Origin of the sequence: Sphingomonas sp. PP-CE-1G-424 (assembly GCF_004341085.1) — a bacterium.
In the GTDB taxonomy this organism is placed as follows: Bacteria; Pseudomonadota; Alphaproteobacteria; order Sphingomonadales; family Sphingomonadaceae; genus Sphingomonas.
In genome coordinates this window covers 424945-450476 of the sequence record NZ_SLXW01000004.1, presented here as the reverse complement: position 1 = coordinate 450476, position 25532 = coordinate 424945, and the positions used below count along the sequence as shown (strand labels likewise).

Here is a 25532-nt window from a genome sequence, read left to right as displayed (position 1 = left end):
TTTGACCCGCCCAATACTCTGACATAACCTCCCTGTCACGCCGGCGTTCAAGTCCGGACCGGGAGGACGGATGCGACATACTTGGATCGGCGCGGCAGTGGTCGGCGCGATCGCTGGCGCCACCCCTGTGGGCGCACAGACTCCCTGGCAATCCTCCGAGACGCAAGCTCCGGCGGCGCGCACGACGTTGGAGCAGAAGACCAGCGACGGGGCCCGGTTCGGCGTACCCGGCGGCGTCTTGCGCGTGACGGTCTGGGGCGAGCGCGCGATCCGCGTGACGGTCGGTGCGGCTGAGGCGGCGGAGTTAGACATCGGTCTCGCGGTCCTCGGCACGCCCGCCCGCGTCCCCTGGACGATAACGGAAGATGCGGATCGCTTCATCATCGCGACGCCGTCGATGCGCGTGACGGTCGCCAAGACCGATGGCCGGGTCGCGTTGCTCGGTGCGGATGGCAAGCCGCTGATCGGCGAAAGCGATCCGGTGACCCGACGACTGGGCGACGCGCCGGAGCCCGACGGTCGCATCCAGCAGCGGTTCGAGATCGGCGGCGCCCAGGCGATCTACGGCCTTGGCCAGCATCAGACCGGACTGCTCAATTATCGCGGCACGACGGTGCGGTTGCAGCAGGCCAACACCGATGTCGGCGTCCCCGTGTTCGTCTCCAGCGCGGGCTACGGTCTGTTCTGGAACAACCCGGCGGTGACCGATGTCGCCATCGCTGTACCGCAGGCCACCGACCGGATCGTGTTCCGGTCGCAGGCGGGCAAGGGCATCGATTATTTCCTGTTCGGCGGCCCCGATGTCGACGACGTGATCGGCGCCTATCGTGGCCTGACCGGGCAAGCGCCGCTGATGGCACGCTGGACCTGGGGGCTGTGGCAGTCGAAGGAGCGCTATGGATCGCAGGCCGAATTGCTCGGTGTCGCCGCGCGCTATCGTGCGATGAAGATCCCTCTCGATGCGGTCGTCCAAGATTGGCAATATTGGAAGCCGGGCGAATGGGGCAGCCACCGGATGGACCCGGCGCGCTATCCCGATCCCAAGGGGATGCTCGATACGCTCCACCGCCAGAATGTACACAGCATCGTGTCGATCTGGCCGCGCTTCGACAGCGGTCTCGACACGACCAAGGCGCTCGACGCGGTCGGCGGACTGTACGCAAAGACCTATCCCAATGTCTATCCTGCCGGCGAAGGTCGCTGGTACGACGCGTTCTCGAAGACCGCGCGCGCGACCTATTGGCGGTTTGTCTCCGAGCGCTTGGGCAAGGCGGGCTTCGACGGCTATTGGCTCGACGGCAGCGAGGCGGAACTCGGCGGCCACTGGGGCGAGATGCGCGACGTGCGGACCGCGATCGGATCCGGCGCGGAGGTCTACAACGCATATCCGCTGATGCACACCAGCGCGGTGCACGACGGCATGGCGACCGACTTCGCCGCCAAGCGCCCGATCATCCTGACGCGGTCGGCCTGGGCCGGGCAACAGCGCAATGCCGCGATCACCTGGTCGGGCGATGTCGCCGGACGCTGGGACGTGTTCCGCGCGCAGATCCCCGCCGGCGTCAACTTCTCGATGACCGGCATTCCCTATTGGTCGGCCGACATCGGCGGGTTCTTCGGCGGCAGCCCGGACGATCCCGCCTATCAGGAGCTGTTCACCCGCTGGCTCCAGTTCGCGGTCTTCAATCCGATGTTCCGGATCCACGGGACCGGCGCGGGCAAGGAGGTCTACAGCTTCCCCGAGGCGGCCCGCGGTCCGCTGCTCGATGCGGTGGCGTTGCGCTACCGGTTGCTGCCGTTCCTGTATGCGCAGTCGTGGAAGGTCACGCAGCACGGCGCGTCGTTCCTGTATCCGGCGGGGATGGCATTCCCGCACGACGAAGCGGCGCGAGACCTGCGCGACGAATATCTGTTCGGCCGGTCGATCCTGGTGAGCCCGGTGGTCGAGAAGGGTGCGACGTCGCGACAGGTCTATCTGCCCGCGGGCACGGACTGGTATGATTTCTGGTCGGGCGCACGGCTGACTGGCGGCACGCGCGTCACGGTGGCCGCGCCGATCGGGCAGATCCCGCTGCACATCGCGGCGGGAACGATCCTGCCGCTGGGGCAACGCGTCCAATATACCGAACAGTCGCCCGCTTTGCCGACCGAACTGCGCGTATACCGCGGTCGCGACGGACGTTTCACGCTCTACGACGATGCCGGCGACGGCCAGGGCTGGCGGCGCGGCGAGCGCGCAACGATCGATCTTGCACTGGACGACAAGACCGGCGTGCTGACGATCGGAGCGCGACAGGGCCGCTATCCAGGCATGCCGGCCTCGCGCATTTTCCATGTCGTTTCGGTTGGCGCGAGCAATGGCGTCGGACTGGGCGAAGGCATCGGTAGGACGATCGCCTACACCGGAAAGGCGGTCAGCGTAGCGTTGGACGCGGATGGCTCCGGTGCGGCCCGCCGCAGATGACCGGGTCGCGGGGCGAGCGCTCTCTGAGGGCCTGAGGCAGCCCATCGCTTTCCACATTGACGCGGTGCAGCATCGATCCTAGACGCGCGCCTCCTCTTTATGCCAAGCCCTTCACGGTGCCGCTTTGCTCTGCGCCGGAGGCGCCGCTTGACCATGACCATGACTTTTGCCGATCTCGCCCTCGCCCCGGTCTTGCTGCAGGCGCTAACGGAAGAGGGCTATACCAACCCGACGCCGATCCAGGCGCAGTCGATCCCGATGCTGCTGGAGGGCCGCGACATGCTCGGCATGGCGCAGACCGGCACCGGCAAGACCGCAGCCTTCGCGCTGCCGTTGCTGCACCGCCTTGCCGCCGATCCCCGCCCTGCCCCCAAGGGCGGCGCGCGCGTGCTCGTGCTCGCCCCGACGCGCGAACTGGTGTCGCAGATCGCCGCGGGCTTCGAGAGCTTCGGCCGGCACATCAAGCCACGCGTGACGACGATCTTCGGCGGCGTCAGCCAGTTCCACCAGGTCAACGCGCTCAAGGACGGCGTCGACATCATCGTCGCAGCGCCGGGCCGTCTGCTCGATCTGATCGACCAGGGGCTGTGCGATCTGTCCGCGCTCGAGGCGCTGGTGCTCGACGAAGCCGACCAGATGCTCGACATGGGTTTCGCCAAGCCGATCGAGCGGATCGTCGCGACGCTGCCGCAGGACCGCCATACGCTGCTGTTCTCGGCGACGATGCCGAAGTCGATCGCCGCGCTGGCCGAGAGCCTGCTGCGCGATCCAGCCAAGGTCGAGATCGCGCCGCCGTCGACGACGGTCGACCGGATCGACCAGTCGGTGATGTTCCTCGACGCGGCCAACAAGAAGGCTGCGCTGCTCGCGCTACTGCGCACGCCCGACATGGGCCAGGCGGTCGTCTTCACGCTCCAGAAGAACATCGCCAACGAGGTGTGCGCGTTCATCAGCGAAGAGGGCATCACCGCAGAGGCGCTGCACGGCAACAAGTCGCAGGGCCAGCGCGAGCGTGCGCTCGACGCGTTCCGTGCCGGCACCGTGCAGGTCCTGGTGGCGACGGATATCGCCGCGCGCGGGATCGACGTCGACACCGTGACGCACGTGTTCAACCACGATTTGCCGAGCCTGCCCGAGAGCTATGTCCACCGGATCGGCCGCACCGGCCGCGCCGGGCGCAGCGGTTTCGCGATCACGCTGTGCGATGCCGAGCAGCGCGCCTGGCTGCATGATGTCGAGCGCGAGATCGGTCGCACGCTGACCGTCCAGGACGATCACGAATGGCATTGCGAAGTCGCGCGCCATTCCACCCAGCGCGCGCCGGTGCTCGGCGGCGGCCCCGTCAAGCAGGTCAAGCCGACCAAGGAGCGCGTGCGGAAAGTCTGGACCGAGGAAGAGAAGCTCGCCGCGCGGATGGCTGCGAAGGCCGCCTGAACGCGGGCCACGTCGGTCTCGCGGGCGGCAAGCCCAGCGTCCTGAGGTCTCCGCAGATGCCGACGCATCGGCGGAGACGCGGCTCCAATCCGATCGATCTGAAGCATAGCCCAGGAGCGTGGTTATGCGCCGAGCTTTGGGTATAGACCGCTTTGCTGGAGCCGCCGTGCTCCCACGTGAGAACCCCAACTATCCGCCGAGTTGCGGACGTCCAACGCCATCACGCCGGCACAATTGACGAGCGGCTCCTGCCAGGCGCCGGAAATCGGCCGTGTAGCACTCGCAGAGGCTGCGCCTCGGCAACACGGTCACTCTTCCTGAAGTACCCTCTCAAAAGCGTCGCCATCACAGATACCGCATCCACCACCGATCGCTTTTGCGCTTGATCGTCGCGAATGACCGGGTCGCGAGCCAGAGCGGCCCCAGCACAGCGGCGGCGATCAGCCAGATCCAGCCGACCGACGGCACGTCCGCCCCTGCTGCACCGGTCACGGCGCCCGCAGCAATCTGGACGATATGCAGCACGTAGAGATGTAGAATATAGAAGAACAGCGGCGCGCTGCCCAACACCGCCAGCCACCGCGGCGAGCGGCTGTCCCATAGCGCGAGCAAGGCCGAACCGATCCCCAGCGTCAGCAGCAGAAAATCGAGCGACGGGGGATATTTCGTCACGTTCAGAAACGACATGGCTGTGAGTAATGGCGTCGCGCCCCCGATCCACGGGGTCGGATCGCCATAACCGTTCAGCCCGCGCACCACGCAGAACGCGGCCAGCAAGCCTGCCGCGACCATCCATAACCGGCGAACCCGCGTCGTCGGCGCGGTTGCAGCCGCAAACCAGGGGCCGATCGCATAGCCCAGCGCAATCGCGCCGATCCACGGCAGAACCGGATAGGAGGTCCGAGCGCGCGTCCCTTCCCACAGGTCGACAAAGCCCCGATCGTGCAGCACGGCCCAGATCGCATGTCCGGGCTCGCCCACTGCAAAGGTGATCGGATCGAGCAGATTGTGCCCGACGACGATCGTCAAACCAATCGCGGCGATCCAGACGCGCGGCAGATGCACCAGTGCGGCCAAGGCGAGCATTGACCAGCCGATCGCCCAGATGACCTGCAGGAAGACCGTCGCCGGCGACACGGTGAACGACCAGGCGAACCCGACGATCGTCAGTTCCAGCGCGATCAGGAACGCCCCCCGTTTCACCAGGAAGGCGGAGGTCGCCATCACGGGCTTGCGCGCGCCGTACAGCCAGGCGGCGAGCCCGGTCAGCGCGACGAAGACGGGCGCACACAGATGGGCTGCCAGACGTGTGAAGAACAAGCCGGGCGACGTCGTGGTCAGGTCCATCGGATCTGCGACCTGATGACCATAATAGAAGAATTCGCGGGTGTGATCGACCAGCATCAACAGCATGACGAGCCCGCGCAGCCCGTCGATCGACTCGATTCGAGCACCACGGCGCACCGGTGCCGTAGAAACGACATCGTCCCTTGCGGCTGACGAAGTGGCGGACGTTGCAGTGGGGGATGTAGCGGCAGTCGCGGTCGACACAGTTTGATTTCTCCGTTGCCCCGCAATGTTATATTGTAACGACAACGTCAACCTAGCCGGTGTGCTCTGCCGTGTTCGCCGCCCCCTCATTTGCGCACCGGGCCGCCGCGGCGTACCCGTCGCGACGGATTCGAACCGCATTATGGTGCTGTGCGCCTCAACGACGCGCTGGGACCGGTCGTCAGGATCAGTTCAAAATACAAGCCGGGCAGCCATCTGACGTCTGTTGACGCTACGCGATGGTCGAATTCGTCGAGAGCCGGAGACATCGAAGCTTCCGGTTCGCTCGGCAGAATAGATCAAGAATTGGCTGGGGCGGCAGGGTTCGAACCTGCGCATGGCGGCATCAAAAGCCGCTGCCTTACCACTTGGCGACGCCCCAACAGAGGCGGCCTTATAGCGGGGCCGCGCCGCGTGAAAAGCCCTCGCGGACGTCAAACCGCGAGATGGTGCAGCCAGGCGTTGTCGTCGGGCGCGGTGCCGCGCTGGATCGAGACGAGCGCGTCGCGCATCCGCATCGTCAGCGCACCGGGGGCGCCGTCACCGATCGTGAAACGCCCCTCGGGGCTCGCCACCGTGCCGATCGGCGTTACCACCGCCGCGGTGCCGCAGGCGAACGCCTCGACCAGCCGGCCGCTCGCCGCATCAGCGCGCCACTGGTCGAAGGTGTAGCCCTCCTCACGCACGGTGATGCCCTGCACCCGTGCAAGCGTCAGGATCGAGTCCCTCGTGATACCGGGGAGGATCGTGCCGGTCAGCGCCGGCGTCGCCATGCTGCCATCGTCGAACACGAAGAAGATGTTCATCCCACCCAGTTCCTCGACCCAGCGGCGCTCGGCCGCGTCGAGAAACACGACCTGATCGCAGCCGTTGCGGATCGCCTCGGACTGCGCGAGCAGGCTGGCGGCGTAATTGCCGCCGCACTTGGCAGCGCCGGTGCCGCCCTGCGCAGCGCGCGTATACTGCTGGCTCACCCAGATCGACACGGTCGGCGCGCCACCCTTGAAATAGGCGCCGACCGACGAGGCGAGCACCATGTAGAGATATTCGGCCGAGGGCTTCACGCCGAGGAACACTTCGGAGGCGAACATGAACGGGCGCAGGTAGAGCGCACCGCCGTCGCTTTCCGGAATCCAGTTCGCATCCGTCTTCACCAGCCGCTCGACCGATTCGAGGAACAACTCGGTCGGCAGTTCGGGCATCGCGAGGCGGCGCGCCGAATCCTGAAAGCGACGTGCATTCGCCTCGGGACGGAACAGTGCAGTCCCGCCGTCCGCGAGTCGATACGCCTTCATTCCCTCGAAGATTTCCTGCGCATAATGCAGCACCGACGACGCCGGATCGATCGTCAGCGGCGCACGCGCGGTGATCCGCGCATCGTGCCAGCCCTCGGCATCGCTATAGCGGATCATCGCCATATGATCGGTGAAGACTCGCCCGAATCCGGGATCGATCAGCCGCTTCGCGCGCTCGTTCGCCTCGACCGGAGCCGCGTTCGGCTCGTGGCGGAAGGTTGAAGAGGGCGTAAAAGCTGGAGCGGACATCGAATTCTCTCTCAAGGCGGGTTGCCGACGACTACGGGCGATGGCTAAACCGGTCAACATGTCTGCCACAGCTTCGCCTGCGTCGCCCCTGTTCCTTCGCGAACCCGAACTCCGCCGCGGCATGGAGCTGCTCTATTTCGGCTATAGCCACCTGACGCGGTCGATCGACCAGGGCCTCGCCGAAGAAGGGCTCGGGCGGGCGCACCACCGCGCGCTGTATTTCATCGCGCGCAAGCCCGATCTCACCGTCAGCGAATTGCTGTCGCTGCTGGCGATCACCAAGCAATCGCTCGGCCGCGTGCTGAACGAGCTCGCCGAACGCAAGCTGGTCGAAACGCGCCCCGGTGAGCGCGATCGCCGCCAACGGTTGCTGAAGCTCACCCCGGAAGGCGCGAAGATGGAACGCGACCTGTTCGAGGCGGCGCGCATTCGCATGGCCGAAGCCTATGCCAGCGCCGGACAGAGCGCGGTCTCGGGGTTCTGGGCGGTGCTGGAAGGCTTGGTACCGGAAAGCGATCGCTCGCAGGTATTCGGCCTGCGCGGCTGAGCGCCCACTTCAGCGCGCGGCGGCAGCCATCTCGGCATTGCGCCGCTCGGACGCAGCCAATGTTTGGGTGAGCAACGCAACCAGCGCATCGTCACGGTCCAGCACGTTCATACCCTCCCGAGTCGATCCGCCCGGACTCGCCACGCGGTCCGCCAGAACCGCAGGTGATACATCCGCATCGGCGGCCATGATCGCCGCGCCCTCAAGCGTGGCAATCGCCAGCCGCGCCGCCTGCTCTGCTGGCAGCCCTAGCGCGGCGCCTGCCTTGGCCAGAGCATCGGCGAATCGGAATACGAAGCCCGGGCCACAGCCTGCGAGTGCCGTCACCGCATCGAAATGCGCTTCGTCGGCGATCCATTCATAGTGACCGAGCGGCGCGGAGAAGGCCTCTGCCGCCGCGACCGCCTCGTCCGACGTGGCAACGGTATAGAGCGACGTCACGCCCTTGCCGACCGCCACAGGCAAGTTGGGCATCGCGCGAACTATCGTATCCGCTGCGAATCGTTCCGACAAAGTCGCGTGATCGACTCCGGCCAGGATCGACAGCAGCAGCGTCGGCGCACCCCGCATCGGCGCGAGCAAGGCCTGCGCCGCATCGATCTGTTGCGGCTTAAGCGCAAGCATCAGCGTGGCGGGGGCATTCTCGTCAGGCAGCACGGTCAGCGAGCGAACTCCCTCGGGCGCACCCTTCCCGCTCCGCGTGATCACCGTCACCGTCGAGGGATCGAGCCCGGCGGCGATCCAGCGCCGCAGCATCGCACCACCCATGTTGCCGCAGCCGATCAGCCACAGCGGACCTGCCGGAAAGCGCGTGCTCATGCCTCGCCGTGGGTTTCGATCAGCGCCGCGGCAATTGCTTCCTTGGGGCTCTTGCCGCCCCACAGCACGAACTGGAACACGGGGTAAAACCGCTCGCACTCCTCGATCGCCGATTCGACGAGCAGTTCGGCGGCCTCCAGCGACATCGTCCCGTCGTCGCCGCCATCGACCATCGCCGCGTGCCGGAACAGCAGGATGCCGCTCGTCGACCAGAGTTCGAAATGACCGATCCAGAGCTGTTCGTTGACCAGGCCGATCGTCTCGTACACTGCGAGACGGCGTTCGTCGGGCACCTTTATATCGGGAAAAGCGAGGAATTGCAGGACGCTATCGTCTTCACGCCACAACGCGCGCAGTTCGTAAGTCGCCCAACTGCCTTTGACGGTCGCGACGATCTCGTCGTCGTGGCGCTCGTGCTCCCAGCCATGCGCAGCGTAATAGCTTTCGAGCATGTCGATCGGAGCGGCGTCTTCGTGGTCGTGGTCGGCGTGTTCAAGCATCACAGGGTCCTGGCGATCCTTATCGCACAACAAAGGGTGCCGAGGCAAAAACGCCCCGACAACCCCATCGGCCCCATTTCTGCGGAAAACTGTGGAAAAGTCAGTCGACCGACGCCCCGAGCGGTGCATTGACCGTCGATTTCGCTTCGAGCGCATCGAGACGTGCCTTCAGAGCATCGTTCTCGTCGCATGCGGCTGCGGCCATTGCCTTGACCGCGTCGAACTCTTCGCGGCTGACGAAGTCAAGCCCGCCAAGCCATTCGCGTGCACGCTCGCGCGCACCCGAACCGGCTTCGCGACTAACGCCTGCAAGCGTACCGGCCGCGCCGTTCAGGACCTTGACGATATCGTCGAACACGCGGTTTTCGGATTGCATTGCTTCAAAAATCCCAGTGAATGCCGAAACGGCTGCTGCGTCACAGCATTTGGGACGTATGGCTTGCGGGCGCAAGGGTTTCGGCACCGGGGTTCAGTCGCCCGATGCTGAACGCGAGCACGCCGGCAAAGCTGATCCACACCATGTACGGCACCATCAGCCACGCCGCGGCAGGGCGGATGCGCGCGAAGACGAAGGTCGCGGTGATCGACAGCACCAGCATCGCGACGATCACCAGTACCGACGCGCCGATCTTGTGCGCGCCGAAGAACATCGGCGTCCAGGCGAGGTTGAACAGGAACTGGCCGACGAACAGGACGACGGCCAGCCTGCGCAACCGAGCGCCCCGCGCGTTGAGGATCATCGCAAGCGCAAGCCCGATCAGGATGTACAGCGTCGTCCAGACGACCGGGAAGACCCAACCCGGCGGGTTCAGCGCAGGTTTGGCGAGCGCCATGTACCAGGCATTCTCGCTGCCGACGCTGACCGATCGGCCGGACAGGAAGCCCAGCAACAGGATCAGGGGCACGGTCACGACCGCCCAGCGGAGGAACGACATCCTCAACTGGCCCTTCGAAGCGATACCGCCCACACAAATCCTTCCGTCTCTACGCGGCGTCGTCCTGCCGCGCATTTTGTGATCGGTAAACCGAGTTTGGTGGATAATCGTTCCGCTAGTGGTTCATTCCGGTACGGTGGGCTGGCGTCGACCGCTGCTTCTCCTGTCATCCTGACGAAAGTCAGGACCCAGGGTACCGAGCGCACCCTGCGTGGCTCTGGGTCCTGACTTTCGTCAGGATGACGGCGGCGTTTCGGGATCGTTTGGCACGTCCGACACCGGCTGTTCCACCGTCAAAATCTTGCCATGCAAAGCCGCAATCAGGAACTCGACATTACCCTCAGGCCCCGTGATCGGGCTCTCGACCACGCCGACCACGCTCCACCCCTGCCCCGTCAGCCACGCCGCGACCTCGTCGCAGACGCGCTGGTGGATCGCGGCATCGCGGACGACACCGCCCTTCCCCACTTCGCCGCGCCCCGCCTCGAACTGCGGCTTCACCAGCGCCATCAGCCGCGCATCGGGTTTGGCAAACGACATCGGCCGTTCGAGCACCTTGGCCAGGCCGATGAAGCTCGCATCGCAGACGATCAGGTCGACCGGCTCCGGGATATGCGCGGGCGTGAGGATCCGCGCGCTGGTCTGTTCGTGGACGACGACGCGCTCATCCTGCCGCAGCGACCAGGCGAGCTGGTTCGTCCCGCTGTCGACCGCGTAGACCTTCGCCGCACCGTTCTTCAGCATGACGTCGGTAAAGCCGCCGGTCGACGAACCGACGTCGATCGCGACCGCGCCGGTCACGTCCCAACCGAAATGCGCGAGGCCGTGCGCCAGCTTGATCCCGCCGCGCGAGACCCAGGGATGATCGCGACCGCGCACATCGAGTTGCACGTCGTCCGCGAGCGCCTGCCCAGGCTTGTCGACCTTCTTCGTCCCTGCGAACACGAGGCCCGCCATAATCAGCGCCTGCGCGCGGGTCCGCGACTCGACCAGCCCCCTGTCGACCAGCATCTGGTCTGCACGTACCTTCACCATCCGTCCGCTATCGCCGCCCGATCCGATTGCCGCAAGCTGCCTTCCTTTCGCCGCAATGCCATTGCCTACCGAACGAGTAGGATTATCTTGTGCGCATGGGATCGTGGCCAAATGGCGTGCCCTAGAGCGTCTTTCGGCCACGCTCCCGACCTCGAAGAACGAGGTTTTGGAGAAGGAGAAGCGCTGTGGGTTCTTTCGCACCGTATGATTCCGTCCAGCGGACGATCCTGACCGTGCCCGGCCTTGGTGGATCGGGTCCTTCGCACTGGCAGACGTTATGGGAAGAGGCGCGGCCCGACACGGTGCGCGTCGAGCTCGGCATGTGGAATACGCCGCACCGCAACGCCTGGGTGACGCGTCTCGACGAAGCGATCCGGCAGGCACAGGCACCGGTGATCCTCGCCGCACACAGCCTCGGCTGCCTCGCCGTCGCGTGGTGGGCCGAACTGAGCCCACAGCCTTATGGGTGGCCGGTAGCGGGCGCGCTTCTCGTGGCGCCGGCCGACGTCGATCGTGGCGGCGCGCAGGCCGAACTGAAAGGGTTCTCGCCGACTCCGCGCACGCCCTTGCCGTTCCCGTCGATCGTGGTGGCGAGCAGCGACGACCCCTGGGTCACGCCCGAGCGTGCGCACAGCATGGCGGCGGACTGGGGCAGTCACTTCGTCGATGCCGGGCCGCAAGGGCATTTGAATGCCGCAAGCGGGATCGGCTGGTGGCGTGAAGGACAGGATCTGCTCGACCGGGTCATTGCGGCGAGTGGCGATGGGCGCGGGCAGGCTCTACCGCCAAGTAAAGCGCGGTCGATCCTTGCGGTGAGTGCGACTGACGCCGCGCAGACACATTATCTGGATGGGTGACGCCCCCCAAACGATACACCACCCCGGCGAAGGCCGGGGCCCAATTGGGAGACGTTGGTGACGGAGCGCGGTACCTCGTTACTGTGACCTCACCAATTGGGCCCCGGCCTTCGCCGGGGTGGTGGCTGCTACCAAAGGCCGCTCAAGAAATCCGCGAGCCGTTTTCATCGAACAGTTCGGGGTTCGCCGCCTGCTCGGCCTTCGCCGCAGCCAAACCACCCTTCATCCGCCGCCACATCGCAATATTCAACGACACCATCACGACCACCGCCAGCGCAATGATCACGAGGCCCTTGGTCGGCCCGGTCATGCGCGCGCTTCGGCGACCCCGCCGGAATTGTGGCGGAGCGCCTTGAGCACGGTATCCACCAGCGCAGTCGCGTCGAGCCCGGCTTCGGCGTACTGGACTTCGGGCTTGTCCTGATCCTGGTACACGTCGGGCAGACGCAGCGTACGCAACTTGAGCCCGCCGTCGATCAGCCCCTCGTCAGACGCCATCGTCAGCACGTGCGCGCCGAAGCCACCGACCGAGTTCTCCTCGATCGTCACCGCGACTTCGTGCGTGGTGAGCAGCTTGCGGATCAGGTCGACGTCGAGCGGCTTGGCGAAACGGAGATCCGCTACCGTTGTGCTCAGCCCCTTGGCTTCGAGGATTTCAGCGGCCTTGAGCGCTTCCTCGAGACGCGTGCCGAGCGACAGGATCGCAATCTTCTTGCCCTCGCGCACGACACGGCCCTTGCCGATTTCCAGCAACTGCGGCGTCTCCGGGAGCGCAACGCCAGTGCCGTTACCGCGCGGATAGCGCACGGCGATCGGCCCGGTGTCGTACTGCGCCGCGGTGTGCGTCATGTGGACGAGTTCGGCCTCGTCCGCCGCCGCCATCACGACGAAATTCGGCAGCGTCGCGAGGTACGTGACGTCGAACGACCCCGCATGCGTCGCACCGTCCGCACCAACGAGGCCTGCACGGTCGATCGCGAAACGGACCGGCAGGTTCTGGATCGCGACGTCATGCACGACTTGATCGTACGCGCGCTGGAGGAACGTCGAATAGATCGCGCAGAACGGGCGCATCCCCTGCGCGGCGAGCCCGGCGGCGAAGGTGACGCCGTGCTGCTCGGCGATGCCGACGTCGAAGAACCGGTCGGGATACGCCTTGGCGAACGCGTCGAGTCCGGTGCCCGACGGCATCGCCGCGGTGATCGCGCAGATCCGCGGGTCCTTGGCGGCCTCGGCGACGAGCTGCGCGCCGAACACGTTCTGGTATTGCGGCGGCCCCGGCGGCGCCTTGGTCTGCACGCCCGAGATCACGTCGAACTTCTGGACGCCGTGGTACTTGTCCGCGGCGGCCTCGGCAGGGGCGTAGCCCTTGCCCTTCTTGGTGACGACGTGGACGAGGATGGGGCCTTCCTCGGCATCGCGAACATTCTCGAGCACCGGGATCAGGTGTTCGAGGTTATGCCCGTCGATCGGCCCGACATAATAGAAGCCCAGTTCCTCGAACAGCGTGCCGCCCATCGTCATGCCGCGCGCGAACTCGTCGGTCTTGCGCATGCCGCTGGCGATCGGCCGTGGCAGCCGCTTGGCGAGTTTACGCGCGAGGTCGCGGAAGCCGAGGAACTCGCGACTCGATACGATGCGGCTCAGATACGCGGACAGACCACCGACCGGCGGCGCGATCGACATGTCGTTGTCGTTGAGGATCACGACCAGCCGATTGCCCGCCTGCGCGGCGTTGTTCATCGCCTCGTACGCCATGCCCGCCGACATCGCACCGTCGCCGATTACCGCGATGCCCTTGCCCGGGGTGCCGGCGATCTTGTTGGCGATCGCAAAGCCGAGCGCCGCCGAGATCGAGGTCGACGAATGCGCCGCGCCGAACGGATCGTATTCGCTCTCGCTACGCTTGGTGAAGCCGCTGAGCCCGCCGCCCTGACGCAGCGTACGGATTCGGTCGCGACGTCCGGTGAGGATCTTGTGCGGATAACACTGGTGGCCGACGTCCCAGACGAGGCGATCACGCGGGGTGTCGAAGACATAGTGGATCGCGGTGGTCAGCTCGACCACGCCGAGGCCCGAGCCGAGATGCCCGCCGGTGGTGCCGACCGCGGAGATCGTCTCGGTACGCAGTTCGTCGGCGAGTTGGCGGAGCTGGTCCGGGCGCAGCTTGCGGAGGTCGTCGGGCGTCGAAACGGTGTCGAGCAGCGGTGTCGAGGGAAGGTCGGCCATCGGACGGGCTTAATGCAGCGCGCGTATCGTGTCGATTGTTACCGTGTCCTGCGCTAGCATTCGCACTGGAATCGCTCGGAAAGTGCACAATTATGAACTTTACGCACCGTGTGGCCGATGAGGCGGATATCCCGGCGATCGTCGCGCTGATGGCACGCGCGATCGGCGCTTTGCAGGGGGACTTCCTCACGCCGGCGCAGGTCGAGGCAAGCCGCGCGGTGATGGGGCTCGATACGCAATTGATCGCGGACGGGACGTATCTGCTGGTCGAGGCGGACGGTCGGCTGGCCGGATGTGGCGGCTGGAGTCGGCGCGCGACGCTCTATGGGGGCGATCACAGCACGGCGTTGCGCGATGCGGCGTTGCTCGATCCGGTGCATGACGCGGCGCGGATCCGCGCGATGTATACCGATCCGGATTTTACGCGGCGGGGTGTCGGGCGGCTGGTGTTATCGATTTGCGAGGTCGCAGCGCGAGAGGCCGGGTTTGCGCGGGCGGAGATGATGGCGACGCTGGCCGGAGAGCCGCTGTACCGTGCGTGCGGGTATCTGCCGATCGAGCGGATCGAGACGCCGGGCGAGGTCCCGGTGCCGATGATCCGGATGGGGAAGTATCTGGGGTAGAACCTTACCCCCACACGTCCCGTCACCCCGGACTAGTTCCGGGGTCCACGGTGCCGCAAAATTACGTCTATCGAGTGTACGGAACGGTGGATGCCGGAACGAGCCCGGCATGACGTAGAAGGAGGGGAGGCTACTTCGCCTCGCAGTCCGCACATCGTCCGCGGACTTCGATGACCGGCCTCACCGGCGAGAAGCCGGCCGCCTCCGCCGCGTTGCGAACGCCCTTGGTGATCGTGTCGTTATCGAGATGCGTCGTCTGGCCGCACGAGTCGCAGACCAGGAAGATGCAGTCGTGCAGGCAATCCGGATGCGCGTTGGCGACATAGGCGTTCGCGCTCTCGACTCGCCGCGCTAGGTTGGCGCCGACGAACAGGTCGAGGATGCGGTACACGCTGTTCGCCGCGACCCGGCGACCTTCGGCTTTCGAGACAGCCTCCGCGATATCGTAAGCCGATGCCGGCTTCTCGAAGCTGGCGAGAGCCGCGAACACGCTGGCGCGCATCGTCGTCCATTGCTCGCCGGCCTTTTCGAGCGTCGTCTGTGCTGCGACGGTGAGATCGGCGCCCTGCGGTTCGGTGTGGTTGTGAGCGTGCGCCATGCTGGGTGAAGTAGGATGCCGGAGAGGTTCCAGCAACCCGCTCAGCTTTCCGCGCGACGGTTGAGATCGTGGCCGAATGCGAGCAGGCCGACGCCGACGATCGTCCACAGCGTCTCGCCGCCACCGCTGTCGTGCGGCAGCGTCATCGCGCCCGCCATGATGCCGAGCCCGAGCGCGCCCATCGCGGCAGGCATCATATAGCCGTGGTTCAGCACGCCACGGCCGAGCGCGAGCGCGCCAAGGCCGATCGCGATCGTCAGGCCGACTTCGTGGAAGATCGGGTCTAGCAGGAAACCGCCCGCGGTCGACATCAGCGCGACCAGCACGGAGGTCGCCAGGCAATGCACCATGCACAGGCCCGACAGCCCGATCGCATAGCGATCGAGACCGGCAAAGCGGTGGGTATGCGTGGCCGAGGGCGTCATCGTTCGTCGGATATAGAAGTCTCAACGAAAGGATACAACATTACATCGCATTTTTCTTGCGAGGAATTTTCGGGTTTCTCAAGGCTGGCTCTTGGTCCGATACCGCGAGGAAGCCACGCCTCTGGTTCAACCCGGCGATGACTGCGCCATCTCCCACCCCTCCGTCATCCTGACGAAAGTCAGGATCCAGAGTTACGCATGCTGACGTTCGAAGCTCTGGATCCTGACTTTCGTCAGGATGACGGGAAGAGCGGCAGGACGCTACGCCCCCTGCACCCCCGCCGATCCAGCAACATGAAGCAATGGCGCATCACGAACCGATGGCGCCCCGCCTCGCAAACCACTATCTCCTTACCATGCTTCAACCCAGCGCCGCCTTCCTCAGCAAAGCCCGTCCTCGTTCCGTCGCCCTGTGGCTGTTCACGGTCGCCGGCCTGATCGTCGCGATGGTCGTCATCGGCGGGATCACGCGGCTGACCGAGTCGGGGCTGTCGATCACGCAGTGGAAGCCGATCAGCGGAATCATCCCGCCGCTCAACGACGCGCAGTGGCAGGCCGAGTTCGACGCCTACAAGCGCATCCCCGAATATGCCGCGTTCAACGCCGACATGACGGTCGGCGGGTTCAAGGCGATCTTCTTCTGGGAATATCTGCACCGGCTATGGGGCCGCGTGATCGGTCTCGTGTTCGCGGTGCCGCTGATCTGGTTCGCGGTGCGCAAGCGCATCCCGGTCGGCTATGGCTGGCGGCTGTCGGCATTGCTGGCGCTCGGCGCGTTCCAGGGCGCGATCGGCTGGTGGATGGTTGCCTCTGGCCTGTCGGTGCGGACGGACGTCAGCCACATCCGACTCGCCGTCCACCTGTTGACCGCGCTGACGATCCTCGCGGGGATTGTCTGGACCGCGCTCGATTTGATGGCGATGCACCGTAATCCGCTCGCCGCCCCTGCCCGCCTCGCGCCCGTAGCGATCCTCGCGCTGGCGCTGCTGTTCGTACAGCTCGTGTACGGCGCCTTCACTGCCGGTCTCGACGCCGGCTATGCCTTCGCGAGCTGGCCGCTGATGGGCGACGGGCTGTTCCCCGCCGACGTACCGATGGTGAACCCCGCCTGGAGCAACGCGGTCGACAACCCGATCGTCGTGCAGTTCATCCACCGCTGGTTCGCGTTCGCCGCCGCCGCCGGGCTGATCTGGCTGGCGATCAAGGCGACCAAGACGGGCAGCAGCGCAGGGTTCTTCGTCGTCGGCCTCGTCACGCTCCAGATCATGCTCGGCATCGCCACGCTGATGACCGGCGTGCAGATCGACGTCGCGGTCGCGCACCAGGGCAACGCCGCGCTCCTCCTGATCGCCGCGATGTTCGCCGCCCACGCCGTCGGCACAGCACCGCGCATTACGCAGCGGGTATAATAATACCCGTCAGGAAACCGGCGGAAAGCTTGACTTGAAGCCCCCCTTTCAGCATTAGGCCGGCATTCGCACTGTGGGGCCTCCCCTTGGTGCGCTTGCATTCAATCTGGAAGGTCTAACGCCCATGAAGGCGCTCATGAAGACCACCAAGTCGGCAAAGCCGGCAGAGGTGGACAAGCAGTGGCATATCGTCGACGCGGAAGGTCTCGTCGTCGGCCGTGCCGCATCGATCATCGCCAACGTCCTGCGCGGCAAGCACAAGGTGTCGTTCACCCCGCATGTCGATTGCGGTGACAACGTCGTCGTGATCAATGCCGACAAGATCCGCTTCACCGGCAACAAGGCCGCGAAGAAGATCTATTACAAGCACACCGGTTATGCCGGCGGCATCAAGGGCATCACTGCCGCCAAGGTCCTCGACGGTCGCTTCCCAGAGCGCGTTCTCGAAAAGGCTGTCGAGCGCATGATCCCGCGCGGCCCGCTGGGTCGTGAGCAGATGCGCAACCTGCGTATCTTCAAGGGCACCGAGCATCCGCACGAGGCACAGAACCCTGCCGTGCTCGACATCGGCAGCATGAACCGCAAGAACAAGGTGGGCGCATAATGTCCGACAACCGCCAGTCGCTCGCCGATCTCGCGAGCCTGACCAACCAGCCCGCGCCGGCTGCCCCCGCCGAGCAGGCTCTGCCGACCAGCGAAGGCGATATCGCAGCACCGGTCTCGAACGAGCCCGTCCGCGAGCCAATGCCGCTGCGTGAGCAGATCCTCGACAAGCAGGGCCGCGCCTATGCGACCGGCCGTCGCAAGGACGCCGTCGCGCGCGTCTGGGTCAAGCCCGGCACCGGCAAGATCACGATCAACGGTCGTGACCAGGAAGTGTATTTCGCACGTCCGACGCTGCGTCTCGTCATCAACCAGGTGTTCGGGATCACCGAGCGCGAAGGTCAGTACGACGTCGTCTGCACCGTCAAGGGCGGTGGCCTTTCGGGCCAGGCCGGCGCGGTCAAGCACGGCATCAGCCAGGCGCTGACCCGCTTCGAGCCAGTGCTGCGCGCATCGGTCAAGGCAGCAGGCTTCCTGACCCGCGACAGCCGCGTCGTCGAGCGCAAGAAGTACGGCAAGGCGAAGGCCCGTCGCAGCTTCCAGTTCTCGAAGCGCTAATCTCGCTTTCAGTATCTGCGTATCAGAAGGGCGGTCCGGCAACGGGCCGCCCTTTCTGGTTTAAGGCGTGCAGCTAAGGCGACGGGCTGAAAGCTCTAGCGAAGCCCAAATTCCCAGCGGTCTCCCCTCCCTGAAAGGGAGGGGTTGGGGGTGGGTTGGCCAGCTTGAGCTATAAACGGTCGAAAATGCGGAAACCGACCCACCCCCTGCCCCTCCCTTCCAGGGAGGGGAGTGCCTTGGAGATGCGGCGTGCGGAATCCACCGACATCGCCTGCCTGCCTGACAAGTCGAACAAACTGCAGCCCGAGCCTGGCTAAGCCAGCGCCCTCAGGATTTCATCGAGCGACGCATTACGAATACCGCGGCGATCGAATTCGTCGAGCATCGTCGTCCACCAACCGTGGAACCGCTTCAAGTCCGCCGCATCGCGCACATACGGCGTATGCCCCGGCACCAGCGACGGCGAGTGGAACGACAGGTTGAGCAACCGAAGCCCCTCGCCCGCCGCAACGGCGACCGCTTCAAGCGCGGCTTCGATCGGCATATCCTCCGGCGTCAGCGCGATCCGCGACAATAGGCCGGTACGCGCGAACACCCCCTGGCCCTTCGGAATACCGCCCAACGCACGATACAGGCGCGCGCCACCCCGCCTTGCATGGCCAGTGAAAACCGTCGTCAACGGCATCTCGACGATTCCCTGCACGCGATACGCCTGCGCGTCCGCCATCCCGAAATCGGGGCCGCCCTTGGCGCGGTAATCGTAGGCCGATCGCACCGAGCTATCGATCTTGTAGCCTAGCCGCCTAAGAAGGTCGAAACTGTTCGGGCCGATACCGTAACGTCCCGCCCGATAGACGCGGGGTCGAACGCCGAACGCCGCGATGATCTCGCTCGTCAGCGTTTCGAGTTTCGCCGCCTCGACCGCAGCGGGCAGATTGCCTGCAAAGCTCGATGTGTCGCCGGTGCCAACCTCGAACGGCGGCGTGACCCACGAATGCAGCTGCGCACCGATCTCCGACCGCGGGTCCTCGATGACGCGCGCGAGGATCGCGACCGAACGGGGATCGGTCGCGATCGGATGATCGACCATGCAGGTAAGCCCGACGCCGCGCTCCGCGAACCGACGATGCGCGTCGGGAAAGGCGGCCATCGCGGTGGTCGCACGGTTACGAGCGTTGGGCGGCGCGTCCCAGTCGAACTCTTCCTCGACATCGACCATGACCGTGAAGCGGGTGCCGAACCTATCCGGCCAGACGATGCGTTGCGCATTGGTCGGCCGTGGCGGGCGATACGCGCGATCTGCGATCACCGTCGCTCGTCGACCATAAGCTCGGTCTGGTCACCGACGTTGCGCGCGTCCGACGCCGGGAGTTGCAGCGTGAGCGTGTCGATGCCGATCGTCAGCACCCCGCCGAGTTCGACCGCCAAATTCTGCGCCAGTCGCAGCGCAAAACCGGTACCGAGCAACGGTGCACCCTCGCCGTCATGCTCCTGCTCGGCATCGATACTGAGCAGGACATCGGTCACATGCGCCGCCAGCGCGGCAGGTCGGTCGAACGCGATCGTCACCGTTTCGCCGACCGGTCGAACGACGATGCCGAGCCGCTCGTCGGGGCGCCCCGCCGATACCAGCGCCGCGATCAACCGCCCGATCAACCGTTCGACCGCACGATCGTCGCCCAGGATGTCGCAATCGCCCGCCGGGGCGACGATCGCGACGCTGGTCCCACGCAGCGCGGCAAGCGGTTTCAGATCCGCCACGACGCGGTCCAGCAACGGCAGCACCGCTACCGTAGTCGGCCGCAGATCGAGCGCATGGCCCTCGATCCGCGCCGCGATATCCAGGTCGTCGATCGCCGCCAGCAGATCGCTCGCCTGCGTGCGGATCGCCGTCGCCCGGTCGCGATAGGTCGGCGAGACGGGGCCGAGCAACTGCGTCTCGATCAGCTCGGCAAACCCGGAAATCGCATTGGTCGGCGTCCGCAGCTCGTGGACAAGCTGGCGCAGCGAATCGGATACCGGCGAAGACGCGCGCGCCGGCTCGGCGGTCTCGTCGCGTCGCGGCCGTCGTCCGGTCCCGTGAAAGCCGATGAACCGACCGGAGGCATGCTCGAACGCCGGTACGCCGGACAGCCGCCACGATCCGAACGCGTCGGACAATCCACCAACCTCGAGCCGCGCGTCGCTGAACCGCGACCGCCGCCTGAACGCACCCGCCACGACACCGTCGAGCTGCGCCTCGCCCTGCCGCGCCGCGTAGCCGAGCGACACGCCGACCAGCGCCGAGCGGGCGACGCCCTCGATCACCCGGATCACGCCGTGCGCGTCGGTTTCGTACCGGAAGGTCTCGACCTCGATGGATACGGCCGCCGGCGCGCCGACATCGACCGTGCGATCCTTGTTGAACGCCTCGATCCGCGCGACGAGATCGGAAATCTCGAACCGTTCGACATCGGTGCCGGCAGTCTGCTCGTCGTCGATCGCCGGGGCGCTCTCGGCCAGCTTGGCGTGGCGCAGCGCCTCCGCCATGAACGGCAGTCCGCGCGCGACGTCGCCTAGCGCGATGAACGGCGTTTCGCTCAGCGGCGCGCTCGGCAGCGGCGACACCGCAGCCGCAGGCTCCACGGTGGCTGGTTCTGCGACAGCCGCCACGGGCTCGGCGGTGGCTGTTTTCGCAGCAATCGCCGCCGGCTCGACCGTCGCGGTTTCTGCGGCGACCGGAGCGGCTACGGCGGTATCGACGGGATCGGGCACCGCTTCGGCCCGATCATCGTCCAACACCGCATCGGGCACGACGTCGGGCTGGGGTAGAATGAAATCTACTGGCCCGAAGCTCTGCAAGCCGCGCTGGACCGCATCCGGCAGGTCGCGACGATGGCGCAGGACCGAGCGACCCGCGGGCGTCAGCCGCGGCAGGATCGCAAGCCACGCGTCCGGCGCCAGCCTCGCAGTGCGCAACACTGGAGCAGCGATCGCCAACGCGTCTTCGGCGAAGAACCCAACCAGCAACGCATCCGGCGCGGCAAAGGCGAGCGCGCGCGCACTGGCCGCACGAACCGCTACCGGCACTTCCGGACGCAGCGTGCGCAACCTGGCGATCGACGGCGCGTCGCACACGATGCGACCACGGCCCATAAGGTCGACGAGTTGCCGCCATGCCGACTGCGCTCCGAATTCGGAGGCCATGTCTGCAGAGAGGATCGTCTTCAGGCTGTCGTCGAACCGCACATTGTCTCCCGGAACGGATGACCTAGCATGCCCGCCGTTGCGATTCCTTAACGCGCGCGACTCTTCGAAGGAACTCCGCATTTTCCGGCGCCGGCGGGTTCGTCGCATAGTGGGACAATTGCGTTTCGCCGCAACAATCTTATGGCTATGGGGAACGAACCAATTGGTTTGCGATGTTGCTCGGGAGTTGCGTGAAATGAGTTTTGACCGGATCGATCGGCAGATCCTGTCGCTGTTGCAGGCGGACGGGCGGATGACAAACGTCGATCTGGCCGATCAGGTCGGCTTGACCGCGCCACCCTGCCTGCGCCGCGTCCGCGCGCTCGAAGAAGCTGGGGCGATCCGTGGCTATCACGCTGATCTCGACGCGAGCCGGCTGGGCTTTCCGATCACGGTGTTCGCAATGGTCTCGCTGCGCAGCCAGGCCGAGCACGACCTCGCCGCGTTCGAGAATCACATCGCCGACATTCCCGAGATCCGCGAATGCCACATGCTCAACGGCGAGATCGACTTCATCCTGAAGATCGTCGCGGCCGATCTGAAGAGCTTCCAGGAAATCCTGACGACCCACCTGACGCCGGCACCCAACGTGGCGAGCGTGAAGACGTCGCTGACGATCCGCACCGCCAAGGCGCTCTCGGGCATCCCAGTGGTGGTCGGCGACTGATCAACCCTCGGCGCGCTGCCCGAAGCCGGTCGCGTCACCTGACACGAAAACGGGGCGGCATCGCTGCCACCCCGCTTCCCCAGATCCAACCGGATCGCCTTAAGCGGCAGGGGCCGCCAGCCAGGTCGTCCACAGACCCGCGACATCGGCCTTCGGCGAGGCCTTGACCGCGGCGAACGCAGCCGCCGCGCCGGCCTTGTCGCCCGACTTCGCGAGCGCGATGCCGAGATGCAGGTTCACGTCGTCGGCGTCGACACCACCCTTGGTCAGTGCGAGCTTATAAAGCTCGGCCGACTTTGCGTAGTTGTTCTGCCCGAGATACGCATCGGCCGTACCCGCGGCGAGCTTGCCGTTGGCTGCGGTCGTCGCGCGCTTTTCGAGGCCCGCGAGCGGACCATCGGCGGCGATGTTCTTGGTCGCGTCGGCCAGCAGGCCCTTCGACATCGCGTTGCCGGCGGGGATCTTGCCCTGTGCCATGCCCTCCTTGATCACCGCCTGTGCTTCGCTCGGCAGGCCACGACGGTTCACGCTGTCCGCATATTGCAGATAGTCGGTCTGGTCGGCGAGCGAATTGGTCGCCCGCATCAGGCGGAAGATGTCAACCTTCTGCGCTTCGTCGAGCGTGATCAGCGCGTTCTGCTGAATACCCGCGAGGATCAGCGTGTCGCGCCAGTTCTTGGCCGACGGATAGGCGGTGACCCACTTCTTCAGCCACGCCATCGTGTCGGCGTTGCGCTTGGCGGCGTAGGACTTGGCGATCGCGTACCGATAATAATCTTCGGGGGCCTTCTGGCCCGCCGCGGTCATCTGCGTGATGGCAGCGTCGAGATCGGCAGTCGCGCCGGTCACGTCGCCGCTTTCCATCTTTGCCTTGACGATCTGCAACCCGAGGTCCGGGTTGGTATAGCCGAGTTCCTTGGCCTTCGCGAAATACTGGAGCGCGATCGGATACTGTTTGCCGTTGAACGCGAGCGCACCACGACGATACGCATATTTGCCGCGATCTGCCGCCGGGGTGGCCGCATTGGCGATCAGCGCATCGAGCGGCTTGGCGAGCGTGGTCTCGTTGACCGGCGCGTTAGGGTTGGCGGCCTGCGTCGCAACGATCTTGTCGTTCTCGAGCTGATAGCGCAGCGCAGCACCGATATACTTCTCGTAATCGGTCTTGGCGGCGGCATCGATCTGGTCAATCGCGGTCTGCGCACCGGCGAAGTCCTTGGCGGCCAGCGCGGTCTGCGCGGCCACGCCGGGCTTCTGGACTTCGGGGCTCAGCTTCATCGCCGGCGCCGCGTCGGCCTTCTTGTCCTTGGCGAACGCAGGCGTCGACAGCGCGAGGCCGCTCGTGCCGGTGGCGAACGCCGCAATCAGTGCAAGCTTCGAAATGGTCTTCATGCGGAAACTCTCCCTCTGCGCCGACCTCGAATACCTTCGTGGCGCGCGGCGACGCTATATGGTCCGTCGTGGATACGTTCAAGCAAGCGGCTTGGATCCCATCAAAGCGTTTTTGCGCGTGAACGTCGATTGAACGCACCCTTTGCCGTCGCTAGATCGCGGGCATGATCGCTGTCCTTTCGCCCGCCAAGACGCTCGATTACGAGAGCGCGCTGCCCCAGCTCGACCCGACCGCGCCGCGGTTCGCCGCAGAGGCGAAGACGCTGGCGCATGCCGCCGCGCACCTGACGCAGAAGAAGCTGTCCGAGCTGATGCATATCTCGCCCGCGCTGGCGAAACTCAACGCCGACCGGTTCCGCGATTTCGACACGCTGCCCGAGCGACCGGCGATGTTCGCATTTGCGGGCGACGTTTACACCGGGCTGGAGGCGAAGACGCTCGACGAGGCGGCGGTGGATTACGCGCAGGATCACGTGCGGATGTTGTCGGGTCTGTACGGGTTGTTGCGGCCGCTCGACCTGATGCGTCCTTACCGGCTGGAAATGGGCACGCGCTGGGCGCCGCGGAAGACGAAGCTGACCGACTGGTGGGGGGACAGGATCGCCAAGCTGCTCGCGGACGACGTCGAGGCGGAGGGATCGGGAACGATCCTCAACCTCGCGAGCCAGGAATATTGGGCGGCGGCGGACGGCAAGCTGCCCAAGTCGATCCGCGTCGTAGCGATCGATTTCCGCGAGGGCGAGGCGCAGAAGTTCGTCAGCTTCCACGCGAAAAAGGCGCGTGGGATGGTCGCGCGGTGGCTGGTCGAGCACCGCGTCGACGACATCGAGGGGATCAAGGGTTTCGACAGCGATGGCTATGCGTATGACGCGGCGGGCAGCAGCGACACGCAATTCCGGTTCGTGCGCAAGTGAGCAGCGCGGTCGTCATCGGTGTGTCGGGTGGGATCGGCAAGGCGCTGGAGGAGGCGCTGATCGAGGAAGGTGCGTTCGACAAGGTCTACGGGTTCGCGCGGTCGGAGAGCGGCGATCGGCATCTCGACCTGGAGGACGAGGCGAGCATTGCGGCGGCGGCTTTGCGGGTCGGCTCGCCGACGCTCGTGATCGTCGCAACCGGGTTGCTGCACGATGGCGACAAGGGCCCCGAAAAGGCGATGCGCGAGCTCGACCCAGTGTGGATGGCGCGCAACTTCGCGATCAACGCGATCGGGCCCGCGCTGGTGGCGAAGCACTTCCTGCCGACGATGCCGAAGGCGGGGCGGATCGTGTTCGCTGTGCTGTCTGCTCGTGTCGGCAGCATCGGCGATAACAAGCTCGGCGGGTGGTACGGCTATCGCGCGTCGAAGGCGGCGCTGAACCAGTTGGTGAAGACGATCTCTATCGAGGATAAACGGCGCAATTCGAGTGGGATCGTCGTGGGACTGCATCCCGGCACTGTCGACACCGGCCTGTCGAAGCCGTTCCAGGGCAACGTCACCCCCGGCAACCTGTTCAAGCCGGACCGCGCGGCGGTGCAGTTGCTCGACGTCATCGACGGCCTGCGCGCACCGGACAGCGGCAAGCTGTTCGCGTGGGATGGCGTCGAGGTCACGCCTTAACTGCTCCCCTCCCTGGAAGGGAGGGGTTGGGGGTGGGTCGGCCGGTTGTAAACCACGACCGCTAGCCAATGTGGAAACCGACCCACCCCCTGCCCCTCCCTTCCAGGGAGGGGTGAGAAGCAGCCCCGCTCATGACGCAGATTTCACCTCGCTGCCACACTCCGTTCAGGTCCCCCGGCGCAGTCTCCTCCGCATCGTCCACCAAGGCCGAAACGAGAGGATACCCGCATGAAGAAGTCCCTCCCCCTCGCGATCCTCGCTGGTAGCGCGCTGCTCTCCGGCGGCGCAGCGGTTGCCGCCACGCAGGCTCAGACCAAGACCGTCCAGCCGAAGACCGTCGCGACGCACACCACGACGACCAAGACCACCACGCCGATGGGCAACACCAAGGTCGCCAAGCGCACCACCACGGTCGCCAAGGGCCGCATGGTCACCGCCAAACTCGCGAACGGCAAGACCGTTACCTACAATTGCTCGCTCGCCGGCAACAAGACCAAAACCGCCTGCAAATAAGCCT

Annotated in this window: 26 protein-coding genes and 1 tRNA gene; 12 read left to right on the top strand and 15 right to left on the bottom strand. The window is 65.7% G+C overall.

Going from position 1 to position 25532, the window contains the following annotated elements; translation table 11 throughout:
• The first annotated feature begins 70 nt into the window (after window positions 1–70).
• Both C8J43_RS16275 and C8J43_RS16270 read left to right on the top strand, forming a co-directional pair.
• Entirely contained in the window at window positions 71–2464 is a 2394-nt protein-coding gene (locus C8J43_RS16275) for a TIM-barrel domain-containing protein (protein WP_133031765.1), read from the top strand.
• 153 nt (window positions 2465–2617) lie between these two features.
• Window positions 2618–3898, top strand: coding sequence for a DEAD/DEAH box helicase (locus C8J43_RS16270; protein WP_056047820.1), 1281 nt, complete (start codon window positions 2618–2620; stop codon window positions 3896–3898).
• A gap of 345 nt (window positions 3899–4243) precedes the next feature.
• Here C8J43_RS16270 and C8J43_RS16265 read toward each other — a convergent pair whose 3' ends face one another.
• The 3 genes from C8J43_RS16265 to C8J43_RS16255 all read right to left on the bottom strand — a co-directional run bounded on the left by C8J43_RS16265 (window position 4244) and on the right by C8J43_RS16255 (window position 6993).
• Entirely contained in the window at window positions 4244–5362 is a 1119-nt protein-coding gene (locus tag C8J43_RS16265) for a heparan-alpha-glucosaminide N-acetyltransferase domain-containing protein (protein ID WP_243645615.1), read from the bottom strand.
• A gap of 394 nt (window positions 5363–5756) precedes the next feature.
• Window positions 5757–5831, bottom strand: a tRNA-Gln gene (locus tag C8J43_RS16260).
• Window positions 5832–5883: 52 nt separating this feature from the next.
• Window positions 5884–6993 (bottom strand): branched-chain amino acid aminotransferase, encoded by a 1110-nt coding sequence (locus C8J43_RS16255; protein ID WP_133031764.1) that lies wholly within the window; start codon window positions 6991–6993, stop codon window positions 5884–5886.
• 58 nt (window positions 6994–7051) lie between these two features.
• Here C8J43_RS16255 and C8J43_RS16250 point away from each other — a divergent pair, with 58 nt between their 5' ends.
• Window positions 7052–7540, top strand: coding sequence for a MarR family transcriptional regulator (locus C8J43_RS16250; protein WP_231420344.1), 489 nt, complete (start codon window positions 7052–7054; stop codon window positions 7538–7540).
• A 9-nt stretch (window positions 7541–7549) separates the two neighbouring features.
• Here the strand turns inward: C8J43_RS16250 and C8J43_RS16245 are convergent, their stop codons facing one another.
• The 5 genes from C8J43_RS16245 to C8J43_RS16225 form a co-directional block, all read right to left on the bottom strand.
• On the bottom strand, window positions 7550–8359 hold the full coding sequence (locus C8J43_RS16245; protein ID WP_133031763.1) for a pyrroline-5-carboxylate reductase dimerization domain-containing protein: 810 nt from the start codon (window positions 8357–8359) through the stop codon (window positions 7550–7552).
• Window positions 8356–8859 carry a YbjN domain-containing protein gene (locus C8J43_RS16240; protein WP_056047803.1) on the bottom strand — a complete coding sequence of 168 codons (504 nt, stop codon included), beginning with the start codon at window positions 8857–8859 and terminating at the stop codon, window positions 8356–8358. The genes C8J43_RS16245 and C8J43_RS16240 overlap by 4 nt, the downstream gene beginning before the upstream one ends.
• 100 nt (window positions 8860–8959) lie before the next feature.
• A complete protein-coding gene (locus C8J43_RS16235) occupies window positions 8960–9235 on the bottom strand; it encodes an accessory factor UbiK family protein (protein ID WP_133031762.1) in 276 nt (91 codons plus the stop codon).
• 40 nt (window positions 9236–9275) lie between these two features.
• The gene (locus C8J43_RS16230) at window positions 9276–9827 is read right to left on the bottom strand and encodes a TspO/MBR family protein (RefSeq protein ID WP_243645614.1); all 552 of its coding nucleotides are present in this window, start codon (window positions 9825–9827) and stop codon (window positions 9276–9278) included.
• A 201-nt stretch (window positions 9828–10028) separates the two neighbouring features.
• A complete protein-coding gene (locus C8J43_RS16225; RefSeq protein WP_133031761.1) occupies window positions 10029–10829 on the bottom strand; it encodes a TlyA family RNA methyltransferase in 801 nt (266 codons plus the stop codon).
• Between the two features lie 185 nt (window positions 10830–11014).
• On the opposite strand from C8J43_RS16225, the gene C8J43_RS16220 reads away from it, so the two are divergent.
• On the top strand, window positions 11015–11686 hold the full coding sequence (locus C8J43_RS16220) for an alpha/beta hydrolase (RefSeq protein ID WP_133031760.1): 672 nt from the start codon (window positions 11015–11017) through the stop codon (window positions 11684–11686).
• 142 nt (window positions 11687–11828) lie between these two features.
• Here the strand turns inward: C8J43_RS16220 and C8J43_RS21930 are convergent, their stop codons facing one another.
• Together C8J43_RS21930 and dxs are read right to left on the bottom strand one after the other, a co-directional pair.
• The gene (locus tag C8J43_RS21930) at window positions 11829–11996 is read right to left on the bottom strand and encodes a hypothetical protein (protein ID WP_165899634.1); all 168 of its coding nucleotides are present in this window, start codon (window positions 11994–11996) and stop codon (window positions 11829–11831) included.
• On the bottom strand, window positions 11993–13915 hold the full coding sequence (gene dxs, locus C8J43_RS16215) for a 1-deoxy-D-xylulose-5-phosphate synthase (RefSeq protein WP_133031759.1): 1923 nt from the start codon (window positions 13913–13915) through the stop codon (window positions 11993–11995). The genes C8J43_RS21930 and dxs overlap by 4 nt, the downstream gene beginning before the upstream one ends.
• Window positions 13916–14007: 92 nt before the next feature.
• Between dxs and C8J43_RS16210 the strand changes: the two genes are divergently transcribed.
• Window positions 14008–14538, top strand: coding sequence for a GNAT family N-acetyltransferase (locus tag C8J43_RS16210; protein WP_133031758.1), 531 nt, complete (start codon window positions 14008–14010; stop codon window positions 14536–14538).
• 130 nt (window positions 14539–14668) lie between these two features.
• Here the strand turns inward: C8J43_RS16210 and C8J43_RS16205 are convergent, their stop codons facing one another.
• On the bottom strand, window positions 14669–15136 hold the full coding sequence (locus C8J43_RS16205) for a transcriptional repressor (protein ID WP_107961831.1): 468 nt from the start codon (window positions 15134–15136) through the stop codon (window positions 14669–14671).
• Between the two features lie 41 nt (window positions 15137–15177).
• Window positions 15178–15561, bottom strand: a complete 384-nt coding sequence (locus tag C8J43_RS16200; protein WP_056047781.1) for a MerC domain-containing protein — start codon at window positions 15559–15561, stop codon at window positions 15178–15180.
• 356 nt (window positions 15562–15917) lie between these two features.
• Between C8J43_RS16200 and C8J43_RS16195 the strand changes: the two genes are divergently transcribed.
• From C8J43_RS16195 to rpsI, 3 genes are all read left to right on the top strand, one after another.
• Window positions 15918–16970 carry a COX15/CtaA family protein gene (locus tag C8J43_RS16195; RefSeq protein WP_133031757.1) on the top strand — a complete coding sequence of 351 codons (1053 nt, stop codon included), beginning with the start codon at window positions 15918–15920 and terminating at the stop codon, window positions 16968–16970.
• 124 nt (window positions 16971–17094) lie between these two features.
• Entirely contained in the window at window positions 17095–17574 is a 480-nt protein-coding gene (rplM, locus tag C8J43_RS16190; RefSeq protein WP_082441436.1) for a 50S ribosomal protein L13, read from the top strand.
• Window positions 17574–18131 (top strand): 30S ribosomal protein S9, encoded by a 558-nt coding sequence (gene rpsI, locus C8J43_RS16185; protein ID WP_082441435.1) that lies wholly within the window; start codon window positions 17574–17576, stop codon window positions 18129–18131. The genes rplM and rpsI overlap by 1 nt, the downstream gene beginning before the upstream one ends.
• A gap of 313 nt (window positions 18132–18444) precedes the next feature.
• On the opposite strand, the gene C8J43_RS16180 is transcribed toward rpsI, so the two are convergent.
• Window positions 18445–19440 carry a polysaccharide deacetylase family protein gene (locus C8J43_RS16180; RefSeq protein ID WP_347812513.1) on the bottom strand — a complete coding sequence of 332 codons (996 nt, stop codon included), beginning with the start codon at window positions 19438–19440 and terminating at the stop codon, window positions 18445–18447.
• Window positions 19437–21359, bottom strand: coding sequence for a HAMP domain-containing sensor histidine kinase (locus C8J43_RS16175; RefSeq protein WP_243645613.1), 1923 nt, complete (start codon window positions 21357–21359; stop codon window positions 19437–19439). The genes C8J43_RS16180 and C8J43_RS16175 overlap by 4 nt, the downstream gene beginning before the upstream one ends.
• 196 nt (window positions 21360–21555) lie before the next feature.
• On the opposite strand from C8J43_RS16175, the gene C8J43_RS16170 reads away from it, so the two are divergent.
• Complete coding sequence (locus C8J43_RS16170) at window positions 21556–22026, top strand: Lrp/AsnC family transcriptional regulator (RefSeq protein WP_056047776.1); 471 nt, start codon at window positions 21556–21558, stop codon at window positions 22024–22026.
• A 99-nt stretch (window positions 22027–22125) separates the two neighbouring features.
• On the opposite strand, the gene C8J43_RS16165 is transcribed toward C8J43_RS16170, so the two are convergent.
• Window positions 22126–23418, bottom strand: coding sequence for a hypothetical protein (locus tag C8J43_RS16165; protein WP_133031755.1), 1293 nt, complete (start codon window positions 23416–23418; stop codon window positions 22126–22128).
• Between the two features lie 164 nt (window positions 23419–23582).
• Here C8J43_RS16165 and yaaA point away from each other — a divergent pair, with 164 nt between their 5' ends.
• The 3 genes from yaaA to C8J43_RS16150 all read left to right on the top strand — a co-directional run bounded on the left by yaaA (window position 23583) and on the right by C8J43_RS16150 (window position 25528).
• Window positions 23583–24332 (top strand): peroxide stress protein YaaA, encoded by a 750-nt coding sequence (yaaA, locus tag C8J43_RS16160; RefSeq protein ID WP_133031754.1) that lies wholly within the window; start codon window positions 23583–23585, stop codon window positions 24330–24332.
• On the top strand, window positions 24329–25015 hold the full coding sequence (locus C8J43_RS16155) for an SDR family NAD(P)-dependent oxidoreductase (protein WP_243645612.1): 687 nt from the start codon (window positions 24329–24331) through the stop codon (window positions 25013–25015). The genes yaaA and C8J43_RS16155 overlap by 4 nt, the downstream gene beginning before the upstream one ends.
• Window positions 25016–25243: 228 nt before the next feature.
• Window positions 25244–25528, top strand: coding sequence for a hypothetical protein (locus tag C8J43_RS16150; RefSeq protein WP_133031752.1), 285 nt, complete (start codon window positions 25244–25246; stop codon window positions 25526–25528).
• Window positions 25529–25532: the final 4 nt, after the last annotated feature.

What these genes read in the sequence shown, in the direction of transcription:
- C8J43_RS16210 (WP_133031758.1), top strand. Translation starts at nt 14,008, where the DNA reads ATGAACTTTACGCACCGTGTGGCCGATGAGGCGGATATCCCGGCGATC.
- C8J43_RS16250 (WP_231420344.1), top strand. Translation starts at nt 7,052, where the DNA reads ATGTCTGCCACAGCTTCGCCTGCGTCGCCCCTGTTCCTTCGCGAACCC.
- C8J43_RS21930 (WP_165899634.1), bottom strand. Translation starts at nt 11,996, where the DNA reads ATGACCGGGCCGACCAAGGGCCTCGTGATCATTGCGCTGGCGGTGGTC.
- dxs (WP_133031759.1), bottom strand. Translation starts at nt 13,915, where the DNA reads ATGGCCGACCTTCCCTCGACACCGCTGCTCGACACCGTTTCGACGCCC.
- C8J43_RS16255 (WP_133031764.1), bottom strand. Translation starts at nt 6,993, where the DNA reads ATGTCCGCTCCAGCTTTTACGCCCTCTTCAACCTTCCGCCACGAGCCG.
- C8J43_RS16195 (WP_133031757.1), top strand. Translation starts at nt 15,918, where the DNA reads ATGCTTCAACCCAGCGCCGCCTTCCTCAGCAAAGCCCGTCCTCGTTCC.
- C8J43_RS16150 (WP_133031752.1), top strand. Translation starts at nt 25,244, where the DNA reads ATGAAGAAGTCCCTCCCCCTCGCGATCCTCGCTGGTAGCGCGCTGCTC.
- C8J43_RS16275 (WP_133031765.1), top strand. Translation starts at nt 71, where the DNA reads ATGCGACATACTTGGATCGGCGCGGCAGTGGTCGGCGCGATCGCTGGC.
- C8J43_RS16170 (WP_056047776.1), top strand. Translation starts at nt 21,556, where the DNA reads ATGAGTTTTGACCGGATCGATCGGCAGATCCTGTCGCTGTTGCAGGCG.
- C8J43_RS16245 (WP_133031763.1), bottom strand. Translation starts at nt 8,359, where the DNA reads ATGAGCACGCGCTTTCCGGCAGGTCCGCTGTGGCTGATCGGCTGCGGC.
- C8J43_RS16200 (WP_056047781.1), bottom strand. Translation starts at nt 15,561, where the DNA reads ATGACGCCCTCGGCCACGCATACCCACCGCTTTGCCGGTCTCGATCGC.
- rplM (WP_082441436.1), top strand. Translation starts at nt 17,095, where the DNA reads ATGAAGGCGCTCATGAAGACCACCAAGTCGGCAAAGCCGGCAGAGGTG.
- C8J43_RS16270 (WP_056047820.1), top strand. Translation starts at nt 2,618, where the DNA reads ATGACCATGACTTTTGCCGATCTCGCCCTCGCCCCGGTCTTGCTGCAG.
- C8J43_RS16240 (WP_056047803.1), bottom strand. Translation starts at nt 8,859, where the DNA reads ATGCTTGAACACGCCGACCACGACCACGAAGACGCCGCTCCGATCGAC.
- yaaA (WP_133031754.1), top strand. Translation starts at nt 23,583, where the DNA reads ATGATCGCTGTCCTTTCGCCCGCCAAGACGCTCGATTACGAGAGCGCG.
- C8J43_RS16165 (WP_133031755.1), bottom strand. Translation starts at nt 23,418, where the DNA reads ATGAAGACCATTTCGAAGCTTGCACTGATTGCGGCGTTCGCCACCGGC.
- C8J43_RS16225 (WP_133031761.1), bottom strand. Translation starts at nt 10,829, where the DNA reads ATGGTGAAGGTACGTGCAGACCAGATGCTGGTCGACAGGGGGCTGGTC.
- C8J43_RS16205 (WP_107961831.1), bottom strand. Translation starts at nt 15,136, where the DNA reads ATGGCGCACGCTCACAACCACACCGAACCGCAGGGCGCCGATCTCACC.
- C8J43_RS16235 (WP_133031762.1), bottom strand. Translation starts at nt 9,235, where the DNA reads ATGCAATCCGAAAACCGCGTGTTCGACGATATCGTCAAGGTCCTGAAC.
- rpsI (WP_082441435.1), top strand. Translation starts at nt 17,574, where the DNA reads ATGTCCGACAACCGCCAGTCGCTCGCCGATCTCGCGAGCCTGACCAAC.